This window comes from Duganella violaceipulchra (assembly GCF_019166075.1).
Classification (GTDB): Bacteria; Pseudomonadota; Gammaproteobacteria; order Burkholderiales; family Burkholderiaceae_D; genus Rugamonas; species Rugamonas violaceipulchra.
This window is the reverse complement of record NZ_JAHTGR010000020.1, coordinates 20245-37598: the sequence shown is the minus strand read 5'-3', so window position 1 is coordinate 37598 and position 17354 is coordinate 20245. Positions and strand designations below refer to the sequence as shown.

Sequence of the window (17354 nt, the reverse complement as noted above, 5' to 3'; positions counted from 1 at the left end):
CAACCCGGGAGATATCGTGAAGACACCAGCAACCAAGCCACCGTCCAGCCGCATGCGCATCCTCGCGCACCACATCGCCATGGCCTTCGCGGGCGGCGCGACGCTCGCCGCGCACGCCGCCAGCGACGACATACAGAAAGTGGTCGTCACCGCGCAATCGCGCTCGCAGTCGGTGCAGGACGTGCCGATTTCGATGGAGGTCGTCACGGCCAGGGACATCCAGAACCTCGGCGCCAAAAACCTCGGCGACCTGACAGGCTACCTGCCCGGCCTCCAGGTGGACGCCACCCAGGCCACGCAACCGGTGTTCGGCATACGCGGCGTGCAGCCGGGCGATTTCGGCATCGGCACCGACACGCCGGTCGGCATTTACGTGGACGGCGTCTACACCGGCAAGACCGGCGGCGCGCTGATGAACTTCATCGACATCCAAAGGGTCGAGGTGCTGAAAGGGCCGCAAGGGACTCTGTTTGGCCGCAACAGCGCCGCCGGCGCGATCTCCGTCGTCACCAATGAGCCGGACGACAACTTCGACATGGCCGGCCACATCAAGGTCGGCAACGACAACCGCGTCAACCTGGACGCGATGCTTAACCTCCCGCTGGGCAAGGACACTGCGGCGCGCCTGGTGGTGGTGCGGGCCGCCAGCGATGGCTGGGTGCGCAACACCACCACCGGCACCCGCACCGGCGGCGACAACTCGTGGGCCACCCGCCTGTCGCTGAAGCAGAAGATCAAGGACGCCACGCTCAATCTCTCGTGGGAGCACGAACAGCTGCGCCAACACGGCTGGCCGGCGTTCGGCGTGGTCAAGAACCCCACGCTGCCGCAGTCCGGCTACACCGGCGTCTATGATGCCGCCTACGTCGCCAACTTCGTCGACCCGCGCAAGGCGCCGCTGGAGAACGACACCGACGGCCGCGAGCGGCGCGTATTCGACGGCGTCACCCTGCGCGCCGAACTGCCGCTGGGCGGCGTGACGCTGCGCTCGACCTCCGCCTTTCGCACCTTCTCCTCGTCCAACCTGACCGACAACGACGGCACCAGCCGGGCCGACTTCCACCTGGCCACCGACGATCACAAAAGCGCCTACAACTGGCAGCAGGAGTTCAAACTGTCCGGCAAGACCGATAAGCTGGACTGGATCGCCGGAGTCAGCTTCTACGACAACCGCGAACGCCAGATCTCTTCCGCCAACGTCAACACGGCGACGCTGGACAGCATCAGCCAGATGCAGGGCGGCGCCGCCGATTTCGCCACGCTGTTCGCCGGCCTGGCACAAGCCGGCGTGCCCGGCGTCGACGGCTCGTCTAATTTTTCATGGGGCGAGAACACCTACCCCAAGCTACACAGCCGCGCGGTATCGATCTACGAGGACATCATCTGGCACGTGACGCCATCCACCAACCTGACCACCGGCGTGCGCTGGAGCCGGGACCGCAAGACGATGCAATGGTACGTGCCCGCGCGACAGTCGCCGGAACTCGACGCCCTGCTCAACACCTACGGCCCGGCCGCAGGGCTGGATGCGACATCGCTGCCGGCCAACGTGGTGTTCAGCGCGGCGGGACAACTGGCCGCCACGCCGGTCAGCGCCTCGCACAGCTGGAACGACTGGAGCCCGCGCGTGGTGCTGGACCATAAGCTGACCGGCGATCTGCTGTTGTTCGCATCGCTGTCGCAAGGCTACCAGGCCGGCGGATTCAACGTCTTCACCCCGCCCAATCCGGCGTCGGCCGATGCCAAGGCGCGCGACCCGAGCTTCGCACCCGAGAAGATGACCAACCTGGAGCTGGGTTTCAAGCTCTACCTCCCGAGCATGCGGGCCACGCTGAACGGCTCCCTGTTCGCCTACCGTTTCAAGAACCTGCAGGACATCAAGCTAGGCGGCACCGGCGCCATTTCGACCTACAACATCGTCAGCAGCGACCCGCAGGCCAAAGGGCTGGACCTCGACGGCCGCATCCGCGTCGCGCCCAACGTCACGCTGTTCGCCGGACTTGAGCTGATCGACCAGACCTACCACCGCTACCAGACCACCGGCAGCGACGGCGCCACGTTGAACCTGTCCGGCCAACCGGTCGGCACGCCAGTCTTCAGCGGCATAGCCGGCGTGAACGGCAGCTGGGAAGCGCCTGGCGGCAGGATCAGCGCGACGCTGCAAGGCAGCTACCACGGCAAATCGCGCTGCAACGACGACACCCGCGCGCTGCAATGCATGAACGCCCCGGCCTTCCGCACCGGCACGTCGGTCGGCAAGGCGGACCTGCGCCTTGCCTGGGACAGCGCCGGCGGCAAGTTCGGCGTGGCGCTACTGGTCAACAACCTGTTCGACAAGCGCTACGTCTACAACCTCGACGGCCAGACCAAGCCGCTCGGCATGCCGTTCGCCAGCATCACGCCGCCACGCACGATCGGACTGGAGTTGCGGGGCAGCTTGTAATGCCTGGATAACGCTCCCGGCCCGCGCCCATGTTTGCTACACTGCTTGCCGGGCCGGGCCAGGGCCCGCAACAAGGCAACTCAACGAAGGGGTATTGCATGACGCGTTACGCTTGTATGCTGCGGGGAATCAACGTTAGCGGCCAGCGCAAGCTGGCGATGAAGGAACTCGTCAGCCTGTGTCAGTCGCTCGGCTTTGCCGAAGTCGAAAGCTATCTGCAGAGCGGCAATATCGTCCTCGATACCGATCTGGCCGCAGCAGAACTGGAAGCGACGCTGGAGCGCGCCATTTGCAGCGAGTTCGGCTACGCCGACGTCGACGTGCTGGCCCGCACGGCGCCGGACATCCTGGCGGTGCTCCAGGCCGTGCCCGCCGCGTGGCAAGCGCACGATACGGCAAGCTTGTATTTCACCTTCATCAAGACCGCCCCGGCCGCCATGCCGGCGGCGGGCGTCGGTTTCCTTCCCGATGAATTCATCGTCGGGAAAAAAGTGGTCTACGTCCACTGCCCCAACGGCTACGGCAAAACCAAACTGAACAACAACTATTTTGAGCGCATCCTGAAACTGCGCGCCACCACGCGCAACTGGAACACCATCACCAAGCTGTACCAGCTCACGGGTGGAACGGAGCTGGCTTGAGCCACATAGCCGATCCCGGTCAGAGTGCGCTGATGTGTAATGTTACTGACGCATCGAGGACAAATCCAGTAGCTATCTAACGGCGGCCTTTGGCATGCATTGCGACGAATTCGGCATGAGTGATCGTTCCCGCGCGCGCGTTTTTGATCGCCGCGATCGCGTCCAGCGTCTGCTGTTCCGTGCCGCTGGCGCTGGGCACCAGGTCTGCGACTGGCGCGTCCCGATTGGTGATCGTAATACGCTCCCCTTGCTGGATCCGTTTAATCAAGTCTGCCAATTTAGTCTTCGCCTCATGGACTCCATATGCGCGCACGGTGCCCTCCGAGGTTTTTCATGCAGTACAACCGAGTCTATTCACTAGACCAACTCCATGCAAGGCGATTTACATCCGCATCATGGCGCCGCGCCCAGCTGGCCGCGGGAAGTCTGACTTGCCTTCGCCGCCATGCTGCGGGCAAAGACCTAGTTGCCCCGGCTGCGGATGAAGTCGGGATACCGCGCGATGCTGCCGTACTCGATTTTCTTGAACGGCGGCTTTTTCGCCAGCGCGCACCTGAGCGGCTCACTTTCGCTCTGGCTGCAATATTCATCCCCAGCAGGTGGGCCTGCGGCGCGCCGTGCCTTATTGGGCCATGCGCGGATTGGCAAGCTCGTCCAGGCGTTCACTGCGCGGCAGGCTGTTGGAGACCTCGCCGTTCAAGCGCACCGTGATCAAGTCGCGGAAGCCGGTCGGCGCGCCAAGGTCCACCAGCTTGACGCCCTTGAGGAAAATATTGACGGCCTGGCGCGGACAATTGAAGCCGACGTGGACCAGCACATCCTCTTCCAGCAGGCGGGCGCCGACGGTGGTGGCGGACAAATCGACATCGGTCATGCCGTCGGCGCTGAACGCGACCGTGTGATTCTCCTGCGAGACGGCGAGCTTGTAGCGCACCTCGCCGCATTTGCCCGCGTAGACCGTCTCCAGCTGCGCGGCCTGCGGAAGATGCGACGCGGTGACGATGCGCACACGTTGTTCATCGGCAAACGCAGGAGCAGCCAGACAAACCAGCAACAACAGGGCGGAAAAAGCGAAAGTACGCATCATGTGGATACTTAAAACATTATCGAAAATGCATTATGCCACAGCGTGCCGTCACAGCTGTTCCGGATAGCCGGTGATATCGGCGATCTCCTGGTACATCGGTTGCAGCTGCTTGTACATGTTCAGATAAACCCGCCGATACAGCTTGTCGTAGATCTGCCGGTTCGCCTTGATCGGATGGAACACCCGCCCCGGCCGCGTCATCGCGTGCGTCGCGCTGTCGAAGTCCTTGTGCAGCCCCAGTCCCGCCGCCACCGCGATGGCCGCGCCCAATCCCGACGTCTCGTACACATGCGCGCGCGCCGCCGGCAGGCCGAAGATATCGGCCGTCAGCTGCATCGCCGCATCGCTCTGCGAGCCACCTCCCGCCACGCGCAACTCCGTCACCGGCACGCCGCCGCGCTTCTCGATCCGTTCCTTCCCTTCGCGCAGCGCGTAGGCCAGGCCTTCGAGGATCGCCCGGTACATATGGGCGCGCGTGTGGACGTCGCCGAAGCCGATCATCGCGCCCTTGGCCTCCGGCCCCGGCGTTTTGATGCCGGGGCTCCAGTACGGCTGCAGCATCAGCCCCATCGAACCGGGTGGCACCTCGTTCACCAACAGATCGAACATCGCCTCCGGCGACCTGCCCTGCTCCGCGCCGGCCATCCGCTCAAAGTGCCCGAACTGCTCCTTGAACCAGTTCACCATCCAGTAGCCACGGAAGATCTGCACCTCGGTGCTATAGGCGCCCGGAATGGCCGCAGGATAAGGCGGTATCAATGGCGTGACTTCGACATATTTTTTCGTCGTGGTGTTGATGGTGGCCGTGGTGCCGTAGCTCAAACAGGCGATGTGCGGCTCCAGCGCGCCGGCGCCGATTACCTCGCAGGCCTTGTCGGCGGCGGCCGCCACCAGCGGCGTGCCTTGCGGGATGCCGGTCGCCTCGGCGGCGGCGGCGGTGATCGCGCCGATCACCGTGCCCGGCGCCACCAGCTCCGGCAGCATCTCCGGCTTGATGGCCAGCGCTTCCCATTTCCAGTCGCGCGCGCCGGCCCACTGGTGCCTCTTGTAGTCGAACGGCAGATACGCCACCTGCGACCCAACCGAATCGACATGCCGCCCGCACAAACGGAAATTGAGGAATCCCGACAGCAGCAGATACTTGTCGGTCTTCGCCCATATCTCCGGCTGGTGCTCGGCGATCCAGTTGATCTCCGCCTCGCGGCGGAAGTACTCGATGGTGCCGGAAACGCGCGCCAGCTTGAACGCGGTGCGCCACAAGAAACTCAGCGGCTTCTGCTTGCCCACGCGGCGCTGGTCCAGCCAGGTGATCGCCGGCCGCAGCACCTTGCCGTCGCGGTCCAGGTTGACCACCGTGCCGCGCTGCGTCGTCACCGCCACGCCCTTGACGGCCGAACGCGGAATATCGGTCGAAGCCCACAGCTGCCGGCACGCCTGGCCGACCGCCGTCCAGTAGCCGTCGGCGTCGTGCTCCGCCCAGCCGGGATGATCGGAGAAGTAAGCCTGCAAATGCACCTGCGCCTTGGCGGCCAGGTTGCCGTCCAAATCGAACAGCAGCGCGCGCACACTCTGCGTGCCATTGTCGATGGAAAGAAGGTATTGATCGGCCATGTCGCTCTCTATGCGGGCAAACTGTAGTGGGTATTCCATAATGCCAGATAGGCGGCCTGCTCGACATTCCAGCGCTGGTCGCTCCAGCCCAATTCCGGCTGGCAGATGGCGCGTATGCGGTCGAGGATCTCGACGCCGCCGCCGCGCAGCTGGATGCCGATGCGGCTGCGGCGCAGCAGCAGGTCCTCCAGCTTCTGCACCGACTCGCAGCGGGCCGCCCAGCGCAGCTGCGCCCAGATGGTCTCCGTGCCCGCGATCAGCGACAGTTCGCCCGGCTGCGCGGCTTCGATCACGTGCTGCGCCCAAGCACCGTAACGCCCTTGCAGACGCAACGCCTGACCCGCTGGCAGATGCCGCTGGTAGACCAAACGGGGCTTCGGGCCATTACCAAAGACCGGTTGCGGCTCCAGCTTGTCGCGCCAGTCCGGCAGCAAGGTGGCCGCCAGTTTGAGCGCATCGAGCGCGATCACGCGGAACGTGGTCAACTTGCCTCCCGTGACCGTCAACAGTCCATCCTCCAGCCACAGCGCATGGTCGCGCCCTTCCTTCGACGGATCGGCCTTGCCGCTGTCGATCACGGGACGCACGCCCGCATAACTGGCGATAACGTCGCGCTCCTGCAAGTCCAACTGCGGGAACTGGTCGTGCAGGGCCGCCATCAGGTAGTCGACTTCGGCGCGCGTGATCGCCGCCTCGTGCGACAGGTCGCCCTTGTGGTCGACATCCGTCGTGCCCACCAGCGTCACGCCCTCCCACGGAAAGGCGAACACCGGCCTGCCGTCCTGCGGATGCATCAAACTGATCGCCTGCGCCAGCGGCAGGCGCCAGGCCGGCAGCACCAGATGGCTGCCGCGCAAGGGCCGCAAGCGCGGCTTGGCGCCGCGCGCCGCCGCATCGCCCTGCAAGCGCAAGCCGTCCGCCCACGCACCGGTCGCGCTGATGACCAGCCGCGCGCGCACCTCATGCTGCGCGCCGTTCAGGCCATCGCGCAGCCGTGTCCCGCACACTCCGCGCACGCCGCCATCGGCCCGCAGCAGCGATTCCACCGCCATGTAATTGACCGCCACGCCGCCATGCTGCTGCGCCTCCTGCAACACGCGCATGACCAGCCGCGCATCGTCGGTCTTGGCGTCGGTGTAGACCATGCCGCCCTTCAGCCCCTTGGTGGAGACGTTCGGCGCCAGCGCCTCGAACTCGTCGCGGCCGAAATAATGGCGCGCCTTCTGCCCCGCCATGCGGTCATAGATCGCCAGCCCAAGCAGGAACATGCGCTTGCCCGGCTTGCGGCCTTCAAACTCGCCGAACGCGAAACTCTGCGGCTCCACCAAGCCCGCCGCCTGCTGAAGCAAATGCTGCCGCTCATGCACCGATTCACGGGTCAGCGCAAACTGGCCTTCCTTCAGATACCGCAAGCCGCCGTGCACCAGCTTGGACGAGCGGCTCGACGTACCCCAGGCAAAATCCCGCTGCTCCACCAGCAGCGCCTTCAGGCCGCGCCGCGAAGCTTCCAGTAAAATACCCGCGCCGGTAATGCCGCCGCCGATCACGATCAAATCCCACTCGCGCCCCAGCACCTCCGTCAAGCCGGAACGCCCGCCACTGCGCCACAGCGCCGTCATGGCAGCAGCTTCCCTGGATTCATGATCTGCTGCGGATCGAAGTGCGCGAACAAGGCACGCATCGCCGACAGGCCCAACTCGCCCTTCTCCGCCACCAGATACGGCGCGTGATCGCTGCCCACGCCATGCTGATGGCTGATGGTGCCGCCGTTCTCCACGATCGCCATGCTGACCGCATGCTTGAGTGTGCGCCAGCGCGCCAGGTCCTGCTCATAATCGCCGGCCAGCCGGTACACAAAGGTCGAATAGACGCTCGCCCCCTGCGCATACAGATGCGACAAGTGCGTGTAAGCGTGCACCTTCTCGCCATGCTGCGCCAGCGCGCCCGTGGCGGCAGCTTCCAGCGCCCGCATCATCGTGCCCACGCGCGGCCAATCGACCGCCGTTTCCACCGTATCGATCGCATAGCCGTGCTGCCAGGCCGCGTTGCGCAGGTACACATTGCGGAAACGGTTCTGCTTCCACTTGTCGCCCATCTTGCGGCCGATGTGCACACCGCCGTGCGTCGCCGTCAGCGCCAGCGCATCGCTCAGCGACGCCTTGGCCGCGGCCTTGCGGCCGCTGACGCCTATCATCAGCATGCACTTGCCATCCTTGCAGCCGCGCCATGACAGATAGCCTTCCAGCGCGCCGATCAGCTTCTTGTGGCCGGCCAGCGCCAGCATGGTGGTCGTCTCCAATGGATTCGACAGACGCAGCATCGACAGCGACAACCCGGCCTGCACCACCTGCCGCACAGCCGCCTCCGCCGCATCCCAGCTCGGGAAGAACACCGCATGGAAGGCCTCGTACTCCGGCAGCGGCGTCACGCGCACCGTGGCCTCGGTCAAGATGCCCAGCCGGCCCTCGGAACCCAGCACCATCTCGCGCAGATCCGTTCCCGCCGCCGATGCCGGGAAGGTCGGGATATCCAGCGTACCGGCCGGCGTCTCCACCTTGCCGCCCCTGAACATCTGCTCGATGCGGCCGTAGCGCAGCGACTGCTGGCCGGACGACCGCGTCACCACCCAGCCGCCCAGCGTCGAATACTCGAACGACTGCGGAAAATGGCCCAGCGTGTAGCCGCGTGCGCGCAACTGTGCCTCCAGGTCCGGCCCGAACACGCCGGCGCCGAAGGTCGCCAGCTGCGATTCCGTATCCAGGTAATACATCTGCCGCAGGCGCGTCAGGTTCACCGCCAGCACCGGCCGCGCGCCGGCCGGCGCGGTCAGATGCCCGGCCACGCTGGTGCCGCCGCCCTGCGGTATCAGCGCCACGCCGAACTGCTGCGCGTAGTCGATCAGCGCCCGCACCTGCTCCGCGCTCTCCGGATAGGCCACGCCGTCCGGCGCCGTCTCGATCACGCCATAGCGCAGGCGCAGCCAGTCCGGCAGGCTCTGGCCCAGCGCATTGCGCAAGCGGACTTCGGCCGATGTATCGATCAACCCATCGATCAGCCCATCGGTCAAAGCATGCGGCGGCAGCCGCGAAGGCGCGATGCGCGCACAAGCCTGCTCGAACGCCGCATCCGCCACCGGCGTGCCATTGCCGACGCGCTGCGCCAGAAAGCCCAGCGCATCCTCGCTCAGCGCAAACTCTATCGTATCGTCACCCCAACCATTCCAGCGTCTCATTGTTTTCCTGTCTGCGTAGCGGAGCGCTTGCTATACTGGCGCGCACCGAGTTTGAATGACAACAGAATAAGATAACGAACCAACCTGGTATTGCGCTTTTATGACACACGCCTTGTTCGATCATGCCAAGTACGCCCGCTGACCTGCCGCGCCGCGTGGCCGGCTCCTACCTGCAGCCCCTGCTCGAAGCGGCGGCCGCGCGCGGCGTCACGGCCGCGGCATTGGAGCGCGCCGCCGGCATGGCGCCAGGCGCCCTGCAACCGCTGCCCGACTCGCTGCACGCCGACGACTACGTGCGCCTGCTCGACCTTGGCGCCGAACTGGCGGCCGATCCGCATTTCGGCCTGCACGTGGGGGAACGGGTCAAGCTGGGCACCTACAGCGTGTATGGCCTGATCCTGCTCAGCTGCCGCGACTTCGGCCAGGCCTTCGAGCAGACCATGCGCTACGAGCAGCTGGCGCATGACCTGGGCCGCTCCACGCTGACGGTGGCGGACGGCGTGGCCCACTACACCTGGCACAGCAACTACGGCCCGGCCCAGCGCCACCTGGCCGACAGCGTGTTCGCCGGCATCCGCGTGTTTGGCAACTGGCTGGCCGGACTCACGCTGCCGGCCGCGCAACTGGCGCTGATGCACGACGGCGGCGCCGCCGAAGCCCGCGACGAATACGTGCGCGTGCTGGGCGCCATGCCCAGCTTCGGCGCGCCGGCCAACGTCGCCAGCTTCGACGCCGCCCTGCTGGCCTTCCCGGTGCCGAACGCCGACGTCAGCCTCTACCCGGTGCTGCAACAGCACGCCGAACAGCTGCTGCGCCAGCGCGCCCAGACCGACAACTCGATCGCCCAGCAGGTGCACGCGGCCATTGTCCGTAACCTCGCGCACGGCCAGGTGCGGCTGGCCTCCATCGCCGAAGAATTGAAACTGTCGCCGCGCACGCTGCAACGCAAGTTGAGCGAGGCCGGCGCGACCTTCCAGCAGATCCTGGACCAGGCCCGCTTCGCGCTGGCCAAGGACTACCTGCGCCAGCCGGAACTGAGCCTGGTGGACATCGCCTTCCTGCTGGGGTACCAGGAGCAGAGCGCCTTCAACCACGCCTTCAAGGAATGGGCGGGCGTCAATCCCGGTGCATATAGGAGTTAGATCGCGTTGCCCTTGATTCGCACGAACGGCCCGATGCACTTGTCCGTGCGCCGCTCCACGCACATCAGGAACATGTCGCCGCTGGGGTGGAACAGCAGATAACTGGTGACGGCGCGCCCGACCTTGGTCACATCGCCGAGGCAATCGCGCTTGCCGTTGTCCTTGACGATGGTGTCGACTTCCTTGTAGAAGCCCTGCTTGTCCGGCTGGTCGCTGATGGCGAAGGTGGATTCGGCCACCTCCTCGTTGCTGAACACCAGCGTGGTGCCGTCGGCGCGGATGCGATAGGTCTCGCTGCAGGAGCCGTCGGGCAGCGTGATCTGCCAGGTGCCGATCACCGGGTGGCTCTGGCGCAGCGCAGGCGCGGCGCCGGCCGGCGCCATCAGGACAACCGGCATCGCCAGCATCGCCACCGCCCGCCTCAGACGTTTGTTCATGGCCCGCCTCCGCTACGCTATTTTTCAGCCACCGCCTTCATGTTCGCCAGGCCGGTTTCGAAGTCCTTGCCGATCATGCGGTCCATGCTGACCACCAGGCCCATCAACTTGGTCATGAAGTCGCTCGGGCCGGACATGGTCCAGCTCACGGTGGTCAGTTCGCCCTTGGGTTCCAGCGCGAACTCGGTCTGGCAGTGCGATTCGAACGGCTTCAGGAAATCGAGCTTGATGTCCACCTTGGCGGGCGCCTGGCCGGTGATCTCCATGCGCCCCGCGCCGACCTTGTCGTCGCCTTCCCATGCATAGACGGCGCCCAGGTCCTTGGGCGCGCCGCTGTAGGTGCGCTTCATGGCCGGGTCCAGCTTTTCCCAGGGCGACCACGACGTCCAGTTGTGGAAATCGCTGATCAGCGGCAGGATCTTATCGGGCGGCGCCTTGATGGCGATGGTGCGCTGCACGCGGAAACTGTCCGGCTGCATCGCGGCCAGGCCCAGCACAATCAATACCAGAACGACGACACCGATGGCGATCTTCTTCAGCATGATTTCTCCCTTTTTTAAGATGCGCGTCTAGACTAGCATGTTTTTTTGATCAGTCGCACCGGCAATGCGCTCGGCGTCATCGTGAAGGTGAAGCGCTCCTCGACCGGCGCCGCGCCCGCCTCGCGCTCGATCGCAAAATTCTTGACCAGCATGGACATCGCCATCTTGATCTCGGCCATCGCCAGGTAACGGCCGGGACAGAAGCGCGGCCCGCCGCCAAAGGGGAACAGCTTGCGCGCGGGATCGTCGCCGTTGCCATGGGCGCCCTCCAGCCAGCGCTCCGGCTGGAAGCTTTCCGGCTGCGCCAGGTCGCAATCGCGCTCGGACGCCTGCCGCAGCAGCAGGAAGATCACCGTGCCGGCCGGCACCAGCAGATCGCCCACCACCGCGTCGTCGTTCGGCTGCGCCGCCATGATGGGCGCCACCGGTTTCAGGCGCATCGCCTCGCGGGTGGCGGCGTCGATGTATTTCAGGCGCTCCAGCAGATGGTAGTCGTCCAGCACGGCCTTGGAACCGAGCACCTGTTCCGTCTCCGCCGCCATGCTGCGCGCGGCCTGCGGATGGGTGGAAACGAAATCGATCAGCCAGGCCGTCGTGTTCGAGGTTGTGTCCTCGCCGGCGAACACCATGGTGATCGCATTGCCCACCACCGCCTCGTCGGTCAGGCCGGAATCGGGCTCGTCGCGGGCGACGATCAGCGCCTCCAGCATATTGGAGGGCTTCTGCCGCAAGGCCGGATTGGCCTTGATGCGCTTGCGGGCCTCGGCGATGAAGCCGAAGATGGCGCGCTGGATGCGCGCGGCGGCGGCGATGGCCTCGTGGTCGTCGGCGCGCTTGAGCATCGCGATGCGCCAGTAGGCAAACGGCGACGTCAACCGCCTGGCCACCAGCTTGAACAGGAATTCGATATCGCGCTGCAGCGGATGCTCCTCCAGCTCCAGCGTGTTGATGTCCTGGCCCATCGCCAGGCCGATGGTCACGTCCAGCGTATAGGCCTTCAGGTCGCGCAGCACGTCGACCGGCTTGCCGGCGGCGATGGCGGCGTCCCAGCGCAGGCGCAGGCGTTCGGTCAGCGCCGTCAGCGTGGGGAAGAAGTTATGAATCACTTCCGGCGTCAGCGCCCGCATCACCAGCTTGCGCTGGCGGCGCCAATCCTCGCCCTCCGCCGTGAACAGGCCGCGCGTGCCGACCTCGTTCAGCATGTCGGCCGTGCGGCTGGAACGGCGCATCGCGTCGGGCCGGTCGCGCAGCAGGCTGGCGATCAGCGCACGGTCCGACGTAGCGATGATCTCCTTGCGCATGATGCGGAACTTGTACAAGGTGCCGAACTCGCGGCTCCAGTCCTCCAGCGCCTGGTGCAAAGGCTTGCGATTGATATCGCGGACATTGCCCAACAGCGGCCGGCCCTTCGGCCCAGGCAAATCGGCGAGGCTGCGCAGCTGCGGCGGTCCGACGGACGTCAGTTCCATGGTGATCCCCATTTGATTAAGTCTCCGCGTACACTATACCCCGAAATGTTGACGATATACTCACTTAACCGAGGAAACCGATGCTATCGCACGTCTATGTGGGAATTAACGACTTTGAACCGGCGTTCGCCTTCTACCACGCGGTGATGACGGACCTGGGCACGCGCCTGCGCTTCAGCGACGCCGCCAAGCCCTGGGCCGCGTGGCAGCCGGCCGAAGGTGCGCGCCCGCTGTTCATCATCGGCAAGCCGTATGATGGCCAGCCCGCCACCTGCGGCAATGGCCAGATGGTGGCCCTGATGGCGCCCACGCGCGCGGCGGTCGACCGCGCCCACGCCTCCGCGCTGGCGCATGGCGGCACATGCGAAGGCGCGCCGGCGCTGCGCCCGCACTACCACGCCAACTACTACGGCGCCTACTTCCGCGACCCGGACGGGAACAAGCTGTGCGTGGTCTGCCACGACGCCGGATAGGAGAAAAGCGGCGTGCGGCGGGCCGCCTATTTTGCTGCAATGCGGCAACTTTTCGACGGGTATAATCTTGCTTCGCCTGCTGGGTCACAACCACTACTCCAGCCTGCGCCAATCAAAATTAAAGGACTCCCCGTGAATCGTTCGCTGATCAGCGCCGCCTGCTGCGCCCTGCTCGTCTGCTCCACCCCATCGCTGTACGCCCAGGCCGTCGCGCCGGTCTCCGGCATCGACCTGAAATCGCTGGACCCGGCGGTCCGTCCGCAGGACGACTTCTACGGCTACGTCAACGGCGTCTGGACCCGCAACACTGAGATCCCGGTCGACAAATCGACCTGGGGCACCTACATCGAATTGCGCGAAACCGCGCAAGGCCAGCTGCGCGCCGTGATTGACGCCACGCTGAAGCATCCCGGCAAGCCAGGCAGCGACGCCCACAAGATCGCCGACCTGTACACCAGCTACATGAACGACAAGGCGCGCAACGCGGCCGGCTTCAAACCCTTGAAGGCCGACCTGGCCCACGTGGCCGCCATCAAGGACAAGCAGGACTTGCCGGCGCTGTTCGCCTACCTGCAACGCAACGGCATCCAGACGCCGTTCTCGGCCCACGTCGCGGCCGACGCCCAGGACCCCGAGCACTACACCGTCAACGTCAGCCAGTCCGGCCTGGGCCTGCCGGACCGCGACTACTACCTCAAGGACGACGACGCCAAGCTCAAGGCCGTGCGCGCCAAATACCAGCAGCACATCGAGACCATGCTGACCATGAGCGGCGACAAGGATGCCGCCACCCACGCCGCCCAGGTGCTCGACATCGAGACCCGCCTGGCTTCCGCGCAGTGGACCCGCGTGCAGATGCGCGATCCGGTCAAATCCTACAACCGCGTCGAGTTCGACAAATTCGCCACGCTGGCGCCGGCCTTTGACTGGAAGGCTTACTTCACCGCCGCCGGCCTGGCGCCGAAGGAATCGTCGGCCGTGGTGCGTCAGCCGAGCTTCTTCGGCGGCTTCTCCGAGACCGTGGCCAACGTGCCGCTGGATGCGTGGAAGAGCTATTTCAACTGGCGCATCATCGAAAGCTATGCGTCCTATCTGAACGACGCCGCCGTCAAGGAGCGCTTCGCCTTCGAAGGCACGGTGCTGCGCGGCGTGCCGCAGAGCGAACCGCAGTGGCAACTGGCCTTGCGCTTCACCGACGGCGCGCTGGGCGACGCGGTCGGCAAGCTGTATGTGGAAAAATATCTGCCGGCCGAAACCAAGCCGCGCGTGATGGCGATGTTTAACAACTTCGTCGCCTCGTTCAAGGACGGCATCGAGAAGCTGGACTGGATGGGACCGGAGACCAAGAAGGAAGCCCAGCTCAAGCTGGCGGCCTTGAAGCCGAACATCGCCTACCCGGACAAATGGCGCGATTACAGCGCCATGAAAACCCAGCAGAATGACCTGATCGCCAACGTGCGCGCAGTGCGTGCCTGGACCCGCCAGCGCAACCTCGAAAAGCTGGGCAAGATCGTCGACCGCGACGAATGGTCGATGACGCCGCAAACCGTCAACGCCAGCTACAACCCGTCGCTGAACGCGATCACGATTCCGGCCGCGATCCTGCAGCCGCCGTTCTTCAACGTGAAGGCCGAAGACGCGGTCAACTATGGCCTGCTCGGCATCACCTTCGGCCACGAGATCAGCCACGCCTTCGACGACTCCGGCAGCCAGTACGACGCCAAGGGCCGCCTGCGCAACTGGTGGACCGCGGAAGACCGTACCGCCTTCAAGGCGCGCGCCGCAGGCCTGGTCAAACAGTATGGTTCGTATAGCCCGGTGCCGGGCTACTTCATCAACGGTGAGCTGACGCTGGGTGAAAACATCGGCGACAATTCGGGCCTATCGATCACCTACCAGGCGTATCAGCGTTCGCTGCAAGGCAAGCCGTCGCCAGTGCTGGACGGCCTGACCGGCGAACAGCGCCTGTATATCGGCTTCGCGATGAAATGGCGCGCCAAGCTGCGCCCGGAAGCGGCGATCGCCCAGATCAAGAGCGATCCCCATTCGCCTGGCGAATTCCGCGCCAAGGGCACCGTGATGAACCAGCCGGGCTTCTATCAGGCCTTCGACATCAAGCCGGGCGATCCGATGTACCTGCCGCCCGAGCAGCGCGTGATCATGTGGTAAGAAGTTAGGGGTAGTTCGGCATGCCTTGGCCGCGCGCGGTCCAGGGCATGTCGTCAACCAGTCAAATTCATGGCTTTGCGCCCAGCGAGACAGCCTGCCATCGATCAGCCTCGACCTTGTTCAGCGGGACACCTTTTCCCTCGCGATAAATCAGCGCCAAACGCTCGATTGCGCCTGTATTGCCACGTTCTGCGGCCTTCCGGTACCAGGTGGCGGCCTGGGCGTAATCGCGGGGTACGCCGCGCCCAGTCCAGTACATCGAGGCCAGGTTCAGCATCGCTGAAATGCTACCGTTATCGGCAGCCTTCGCGTACCACTGGCGGGCAAGAGCGTTGTTCGCAGCTGTGCCCCGGCCCTGCTCGTACATGGTAGCGACATTATTCTGCGCGGCCATGTCACCATGCTCGGCGGCCTTGCTGTACCACTTGAATGCCTGCTCGTAATCCGGCGGCCCGTCCACACCTGCAACGTAGAGCGCGGCCAGGTTCGATTGCGCCTTAATGCTCCCTTGGGTGGCGGCCTTCAGATACCATTCCACGGCGAGCCGTTTATCCTTCTTCGCACCTACGCCACTATCGAGTGAAACGGCGAGGTTGTACTGGGCGTCCACATTGCCTTCTTCGGCCAGTTTGCGATAGATATCCGCCATGGCTTCGGGGTGCTGCGCCGCTATCAGCAGCTGCGCCTCCATGCTTCCCTGCTCCGCCGCAGCCCGATACCAAAACGCGGACTGCTCCGGGTTCTTCGCAGTTCCCCGACCCTGCTCATAAAGCACGCCTACTTTCATCTGTGCGTAAGGGTCTCCCTGCCTGGCTGCCTTCAGATACCAATCGAAGACTTCACTGTCCCGCCCCAGGTCCGGATTCGCCGCAAGCAATTCGGCGAGGTCACGCTGCGCTATGGCCAACCCCGCATCGGCGGCTTGGTGGTACCAGGTGCGCGCCTGGCGCAGGTTAGGCGTAACACCAAGCCCTTTCTCGTACATGGTCCCGATATAGTACGGTGCTGCTGCGTCGCCGAGGTTTGCCGCTTGGGTGAATGCGGCCAACGCACGGGTATAGTCTTGCGCGACGCCCTGTCCTCTGAGAAGCAAAGCGGCCATATTGCTCATCGCGGCCGGACTTGCGTGTTGCGCCGCCTGCGAATACAGGGTAAAGGCCATGGCCAAGTCCTGCGTTACCCCGGCCCCTTCCTCGTATGCCTTGCCAAGATTGTTTTGCGCCGAAGCGTTGCCGTGCTCTGCGGCTTGTTTGTACCACGCAACCGCGCGCGCGGGGTCCTTCTTTACGCCGCAGCCGTCCGCGTACAGCATGCCGATCAGGTTTTCCGCAGTATCACTGCCGCGCTGTTCGGCGCGGTTCAACCAAAACAAAGCCTGCTGACAATCTTTTGCCGTCCCTTCGCCTCGCATATGCATCCGCCCCAACGTCGATTCGGCAATGGGATCGCCACGTTGGGCGTGCACGGAAAATTCTTTGAGCGCCTTCGCGAAATCGCCGCGCTTGTAGAAGTACATCGCATCAGCGACGCCATCCGACACGGCTACGCCAGCCACTGGGCGCGCACACACCGGGACACCGGCCGTCAGTTGAAAACCAAGCAGTATCAATGCGGCTTTTTTGATTGTCATCGCGTTTTCATTCGAGAGAATCCGAGTCCCGCACCCGCTTGCGGCTGCCGGTGTAATAATTGCTCAGCACTTAACTGATCAGAGAACCAACGATCCCACCAACTACGCCCATGAGTATTAGCAGGCAGGTGTAGCCCAACACTCGACCCAGCGCCCGCAACCGAAGGCCTTTCTCATTGCTGCTAAATACGTACAATGGAATCGCCAGCGGCGCGACCGCTACAACACCCACGCTCAATATAAATGAGCGCTTGAATTCTTTTTGTATGCTGTCTACGCGATACCAGTAGAAGATCGCTATGCCGACTAAAAACGTGGAAAACAGACTCCACCAAGCCGGCTCTGACAATTTACGAGCGTCAAAAAAACCGCTCACCAGGCCCATAAAAGCAAACAACGCCAACAAAAAAATTTCTATCTTTTTCTTCATAATGAGATTTCACCGGTCCAGAACTATCACAGACCTCTTTCCGAGGGC

Annotated in this window: 15 protein-coding genes; 5 read left to right on the top strand and 10 right to left on the bottom strand. The window is 64.4% G+C overall.

Going from position 1 to position 17354, the window contains the following annotated elements; genetic code table 11:
* Positions 1-16: 16 nt before the first annotated feature.
* The gene (locus KVP70_RS27885; protein WP_262311739.1) at positions 17-2443 is read left to right on the top strand and encodes a TonB-dependent receptor; all 2427 of its coding nucleotides are present in this window, start codon (positions 17-19) and stop codon (positions 2441-2443) included.
* Between the two features lie 98 nt (positions 2444-2541).
* Complete coding sequence (locus KVP70_RS27880; protein WP_217945666.1) at positions 2542-3084, top strand: DUF1697 domain-containing protein; 543 nt, start codon at positions 2542-2544, stop codon at positions 3082-3084.
* A 76-nt stretch (positions 3085-3160) separates the two neighbouring features.
* On the opposite strand, the gene KVP70_RS27875 is transcribed toward KVP70_RS27880, so the two are convergent.
* From KVP70_RS27875 to KVP70_RS27855, 5 genes are all read right to left on the bottom strand, one after another.
* The gene (locus KVP70_RS27875) at positions 3161-3397 is read right to left on the bottom strand and encodes a type II toxin-antitoxin system Phd/YefM family antitoxin (protein ID WP_332844093.1); all 237 of its coding nucleotides are present in this window, start codon (positions 3395-3397) and stop codon (positions 3161-3163) included.
* A 309-nt stretch (positions 3398-3706) separates the two neighbouring features.
* Positions 3707-4171: a hypothetical protein gene (locus tag KVP70_RS27870; RefSeq protein ID WP_217945664.1), complete on the bottom strand. Its 465-nt coding sequence runs from the start codon at positions 4169-4171 to the stop codon at positions 3707-3709.
* Between the two features lie 48 nt (positions 4172-4219).
* Positions 4220-5782, bottom strand: a complete 1563-nt coding sequence (locus tag KVP70_RS27865) for an FGGY-family carbohydrate kinase (protein WP_217945663.1) — start codon at positions 5780-5782, stop codon at positions 4220-4222.
* A gap of 8 nt (positions 5783-5790) precedes the next feature.
* A complete protein-coding gene (locus tag KVP70_RS27860; RefSeq protein ID WP_217945662.1) occupies positions 5791-7401 on the bottom strand; it encodes a glycerol-3-phosphate dehydrogenase/oxidase in 1611 nt (536 codons plus the stop codon).
* Positions 7398-9014 carry an FAD-binding oxidoreductase gene (locus KVP70_RS27855; protein WP_217945661.1) on the bottom strand — a complete coding sequence of 539 codons (1617 nt, stop codon included), beginning with the start codon at positions 9012-9014 and terminating at the stop codon, positions 7398-7400. Before KVP70_RS27855 ends, KVP70_RS27860 begins: the two co-directional genes overlap by 4 nt.
* Before the next feature lie 122 nt (positions 9015-9136).
* On the opposite strand from KVP70_RS27855, the gene KVP70_RS27850 reads away from it, so the two are divergent.
* On the top strand, positions 9137-10156 hold the full coding sequence (locus KVP70_RS27850) for an AraC family transcriptional regulator (protein ID WP_217945660.1): 1020 nt from the start codon (positions 9137-9139) through the stop codon (positions 10154-10156).
* On the opposite strand, the gene KVP70_RS27845 is transcribed toward KVP70_RS27850, so the two are convergent.
* Genes KVP70_RS27845 through KVP70_RS27835 form a run of 3 tightly spaced genes read right to left on the bottom strand, consistent with a single transcriptional unit; the run spans position 10153 to position 12604 of the window.
* On the bottom strand, positions 10153-10593 hold the full coding sequence (locus KVP70_RS27845; RefSeq protein WP_217945659.1) for a hypothetical protein: 441 nt from the start codon (positions 10591-10593) through the stop codon (positions 10153-10155). The genes KVP70_RS27850 and KVP70_RS27845 overlap by 4 nt on opposite strands.
* Positions 10594-10610: 17 nt before the next feature.
* Complete coding sequence (locus KVP70_RS27840; protein ID WP_217945658.1) at positions 10611-11135, bottom strand: SRPBCC family protein; 525 nt, start codon at positions 11133-11135, stop codon at positions 10611-10613.
* 32 nt (positions 11136-11167) lie between these two features.
* A complete protein-coding gene (locus tag KVP70_RS27835) occupies positions 11168-12604 on the bottom strand; it encodes a cytochrome P450 (protein ID WP_217945657.1) in 1437 nt (478 codons plus the stop codon).
* Positions 12605-12684: 80 nt separating this feature from the next.
* Here KVP70_RS27835 and KVP70_RS27830 point away from each other — a divergent pair, with 80 nt between their 5' ends.
* Positions 12685-13077 carry a VOC family protein gene (locus tag KVP70_RS27830; protein WP_217945656.1) on the top strand — a complete coding sequence of 131 codons (393 nt, stop codon included), beginning with the start codon at positions 12685-12687 and terminating at the stop codon, positions 13075-13077.
* Positions 13078-13209: 132 nt separating this feature from the next.
* Positions 13210-15246 carry a M13 family metallopeptidase gene (locus KVP70_RS27825; protein ID WP_217945655.1) on the top strand — a complete coding sequence of 679 codons (2037 nt, stop codon included), beginning with the start codon at positions 13210-13212 and terminating at the stop codon, positions 15244-15246.
* A 67-nt stretch (positions 15247-15313) separates the two neighbouring features.
* Here KVP70_RS27825 and KVP70_RS27820 read toward each other — a convergent pair whose 3' ends face one another.
* Positions 15314-16876, bottom strand: coding sequence for a tetratricopeptide repeat protein (locus KVP70_RS27820; RefSeq protein WP_217945654.1), 1563 nt, complete (start codon positions 16874-16876; stop codon positions 15314-15316).
* 70 nt (positions 16877-16946) lie between these two features.
* Entirely contained in the window at positions 16947-17306 is a 360-nt protein-coding gene (locus tag KVP70_RS27815; protein WP_217945653.1) for a hypothetical protein, read from the bottom strand.
* Positions 17307-17354 lie beyond the last annotated feature (48 nt).

Bases quoted from the DNA above. Each gene is read 5' to 3' on its own strand.
- KVP70_RS27835 (WP_217945657.1), bottom strand. From the start codon at position 12,604: ATGGAACTGACGTCCGTCGGACCGCCGCAGCTGCGCAGCCTCGCCGAT.
- KVP70_RS27850 (WP_217945660.1), top strand. From the start codon at position 9,137: ATGCCAAGTACGCCCGCTGACCTGCCGCGCCGCGTGGCCGGCTCCTAC.
- KVP70_RS27830 (WP_217945656.1), top strand. From the start codon at position 12,685: ATGCTATCGCACGTCTATGTGGGAATTAACGACTTTGAACCGGCGTTC.
- KVP70_RS27820 (WP_217945654.1), bottom strand. From the start codon at position 16,876: ATGACAATCAAAAAAGCCGCATTGATACTGCTTGGTTTTCAACTGACG.
- KVP70_RS27855 (WP_217945661.1), bottom strand. From the start codon at position 9,014: ATGAGACGCTGGAATGGTTGGGGTGACGATACGATAGAGTTTGCGCTG.
- KVP70_RS27860 (WP_217945662.1), bottom strand. From the start codon at position 7,401: ATGACGGCGCTGTGGCGCAGTGGCGGGCGTTCCGGCTTGACGGAGGTG.
- KVP70_RS27845 (WP_217945659.1), bottom strand. From the start codon at position 10,593: ATGAACAAACGTCTGAGGCGGGCGGTGGCGATGCTGGCGATGCCGGTT.
- KVP70_RS27840 (WP_217945658.1), bottom strand. From the start codon at position 11,135: ATGCTGAAGAAGATCGCCATCGGTGTCGTCGTTCTGGTATTGATTGTG.
- KVP70_RS27870 (WP_217945664.1), bottom strand. From the start codon at position 4,171: ATGATGCGTACTTTCGCTTTTTCCGCCCTGTTGTTGCTGGTTTGTCTG.
- KVP70_RS27815 (WP_217945653.1), bottom strand. From the start codon at position 17,306: ATGAAGAAAAAGATAGAAATTTTTTTGTTGGCGTTGTTTGCTTTTATG.
- KVP70_RS27880 (WP_217945666.1), top strand. From the start codon at position 2,542: ATGACGCGTTACGCTTGTATGCTGCGGGGAATCAACGTTAGCGGCCAG.
- KVP70_RS27865 (WP_217945663.1), bottom strand. From the start codon at position 5,782: ATGGCCGATCAATACCTTCTTTCCATCGACAATGGCACGCAGAGTGTG.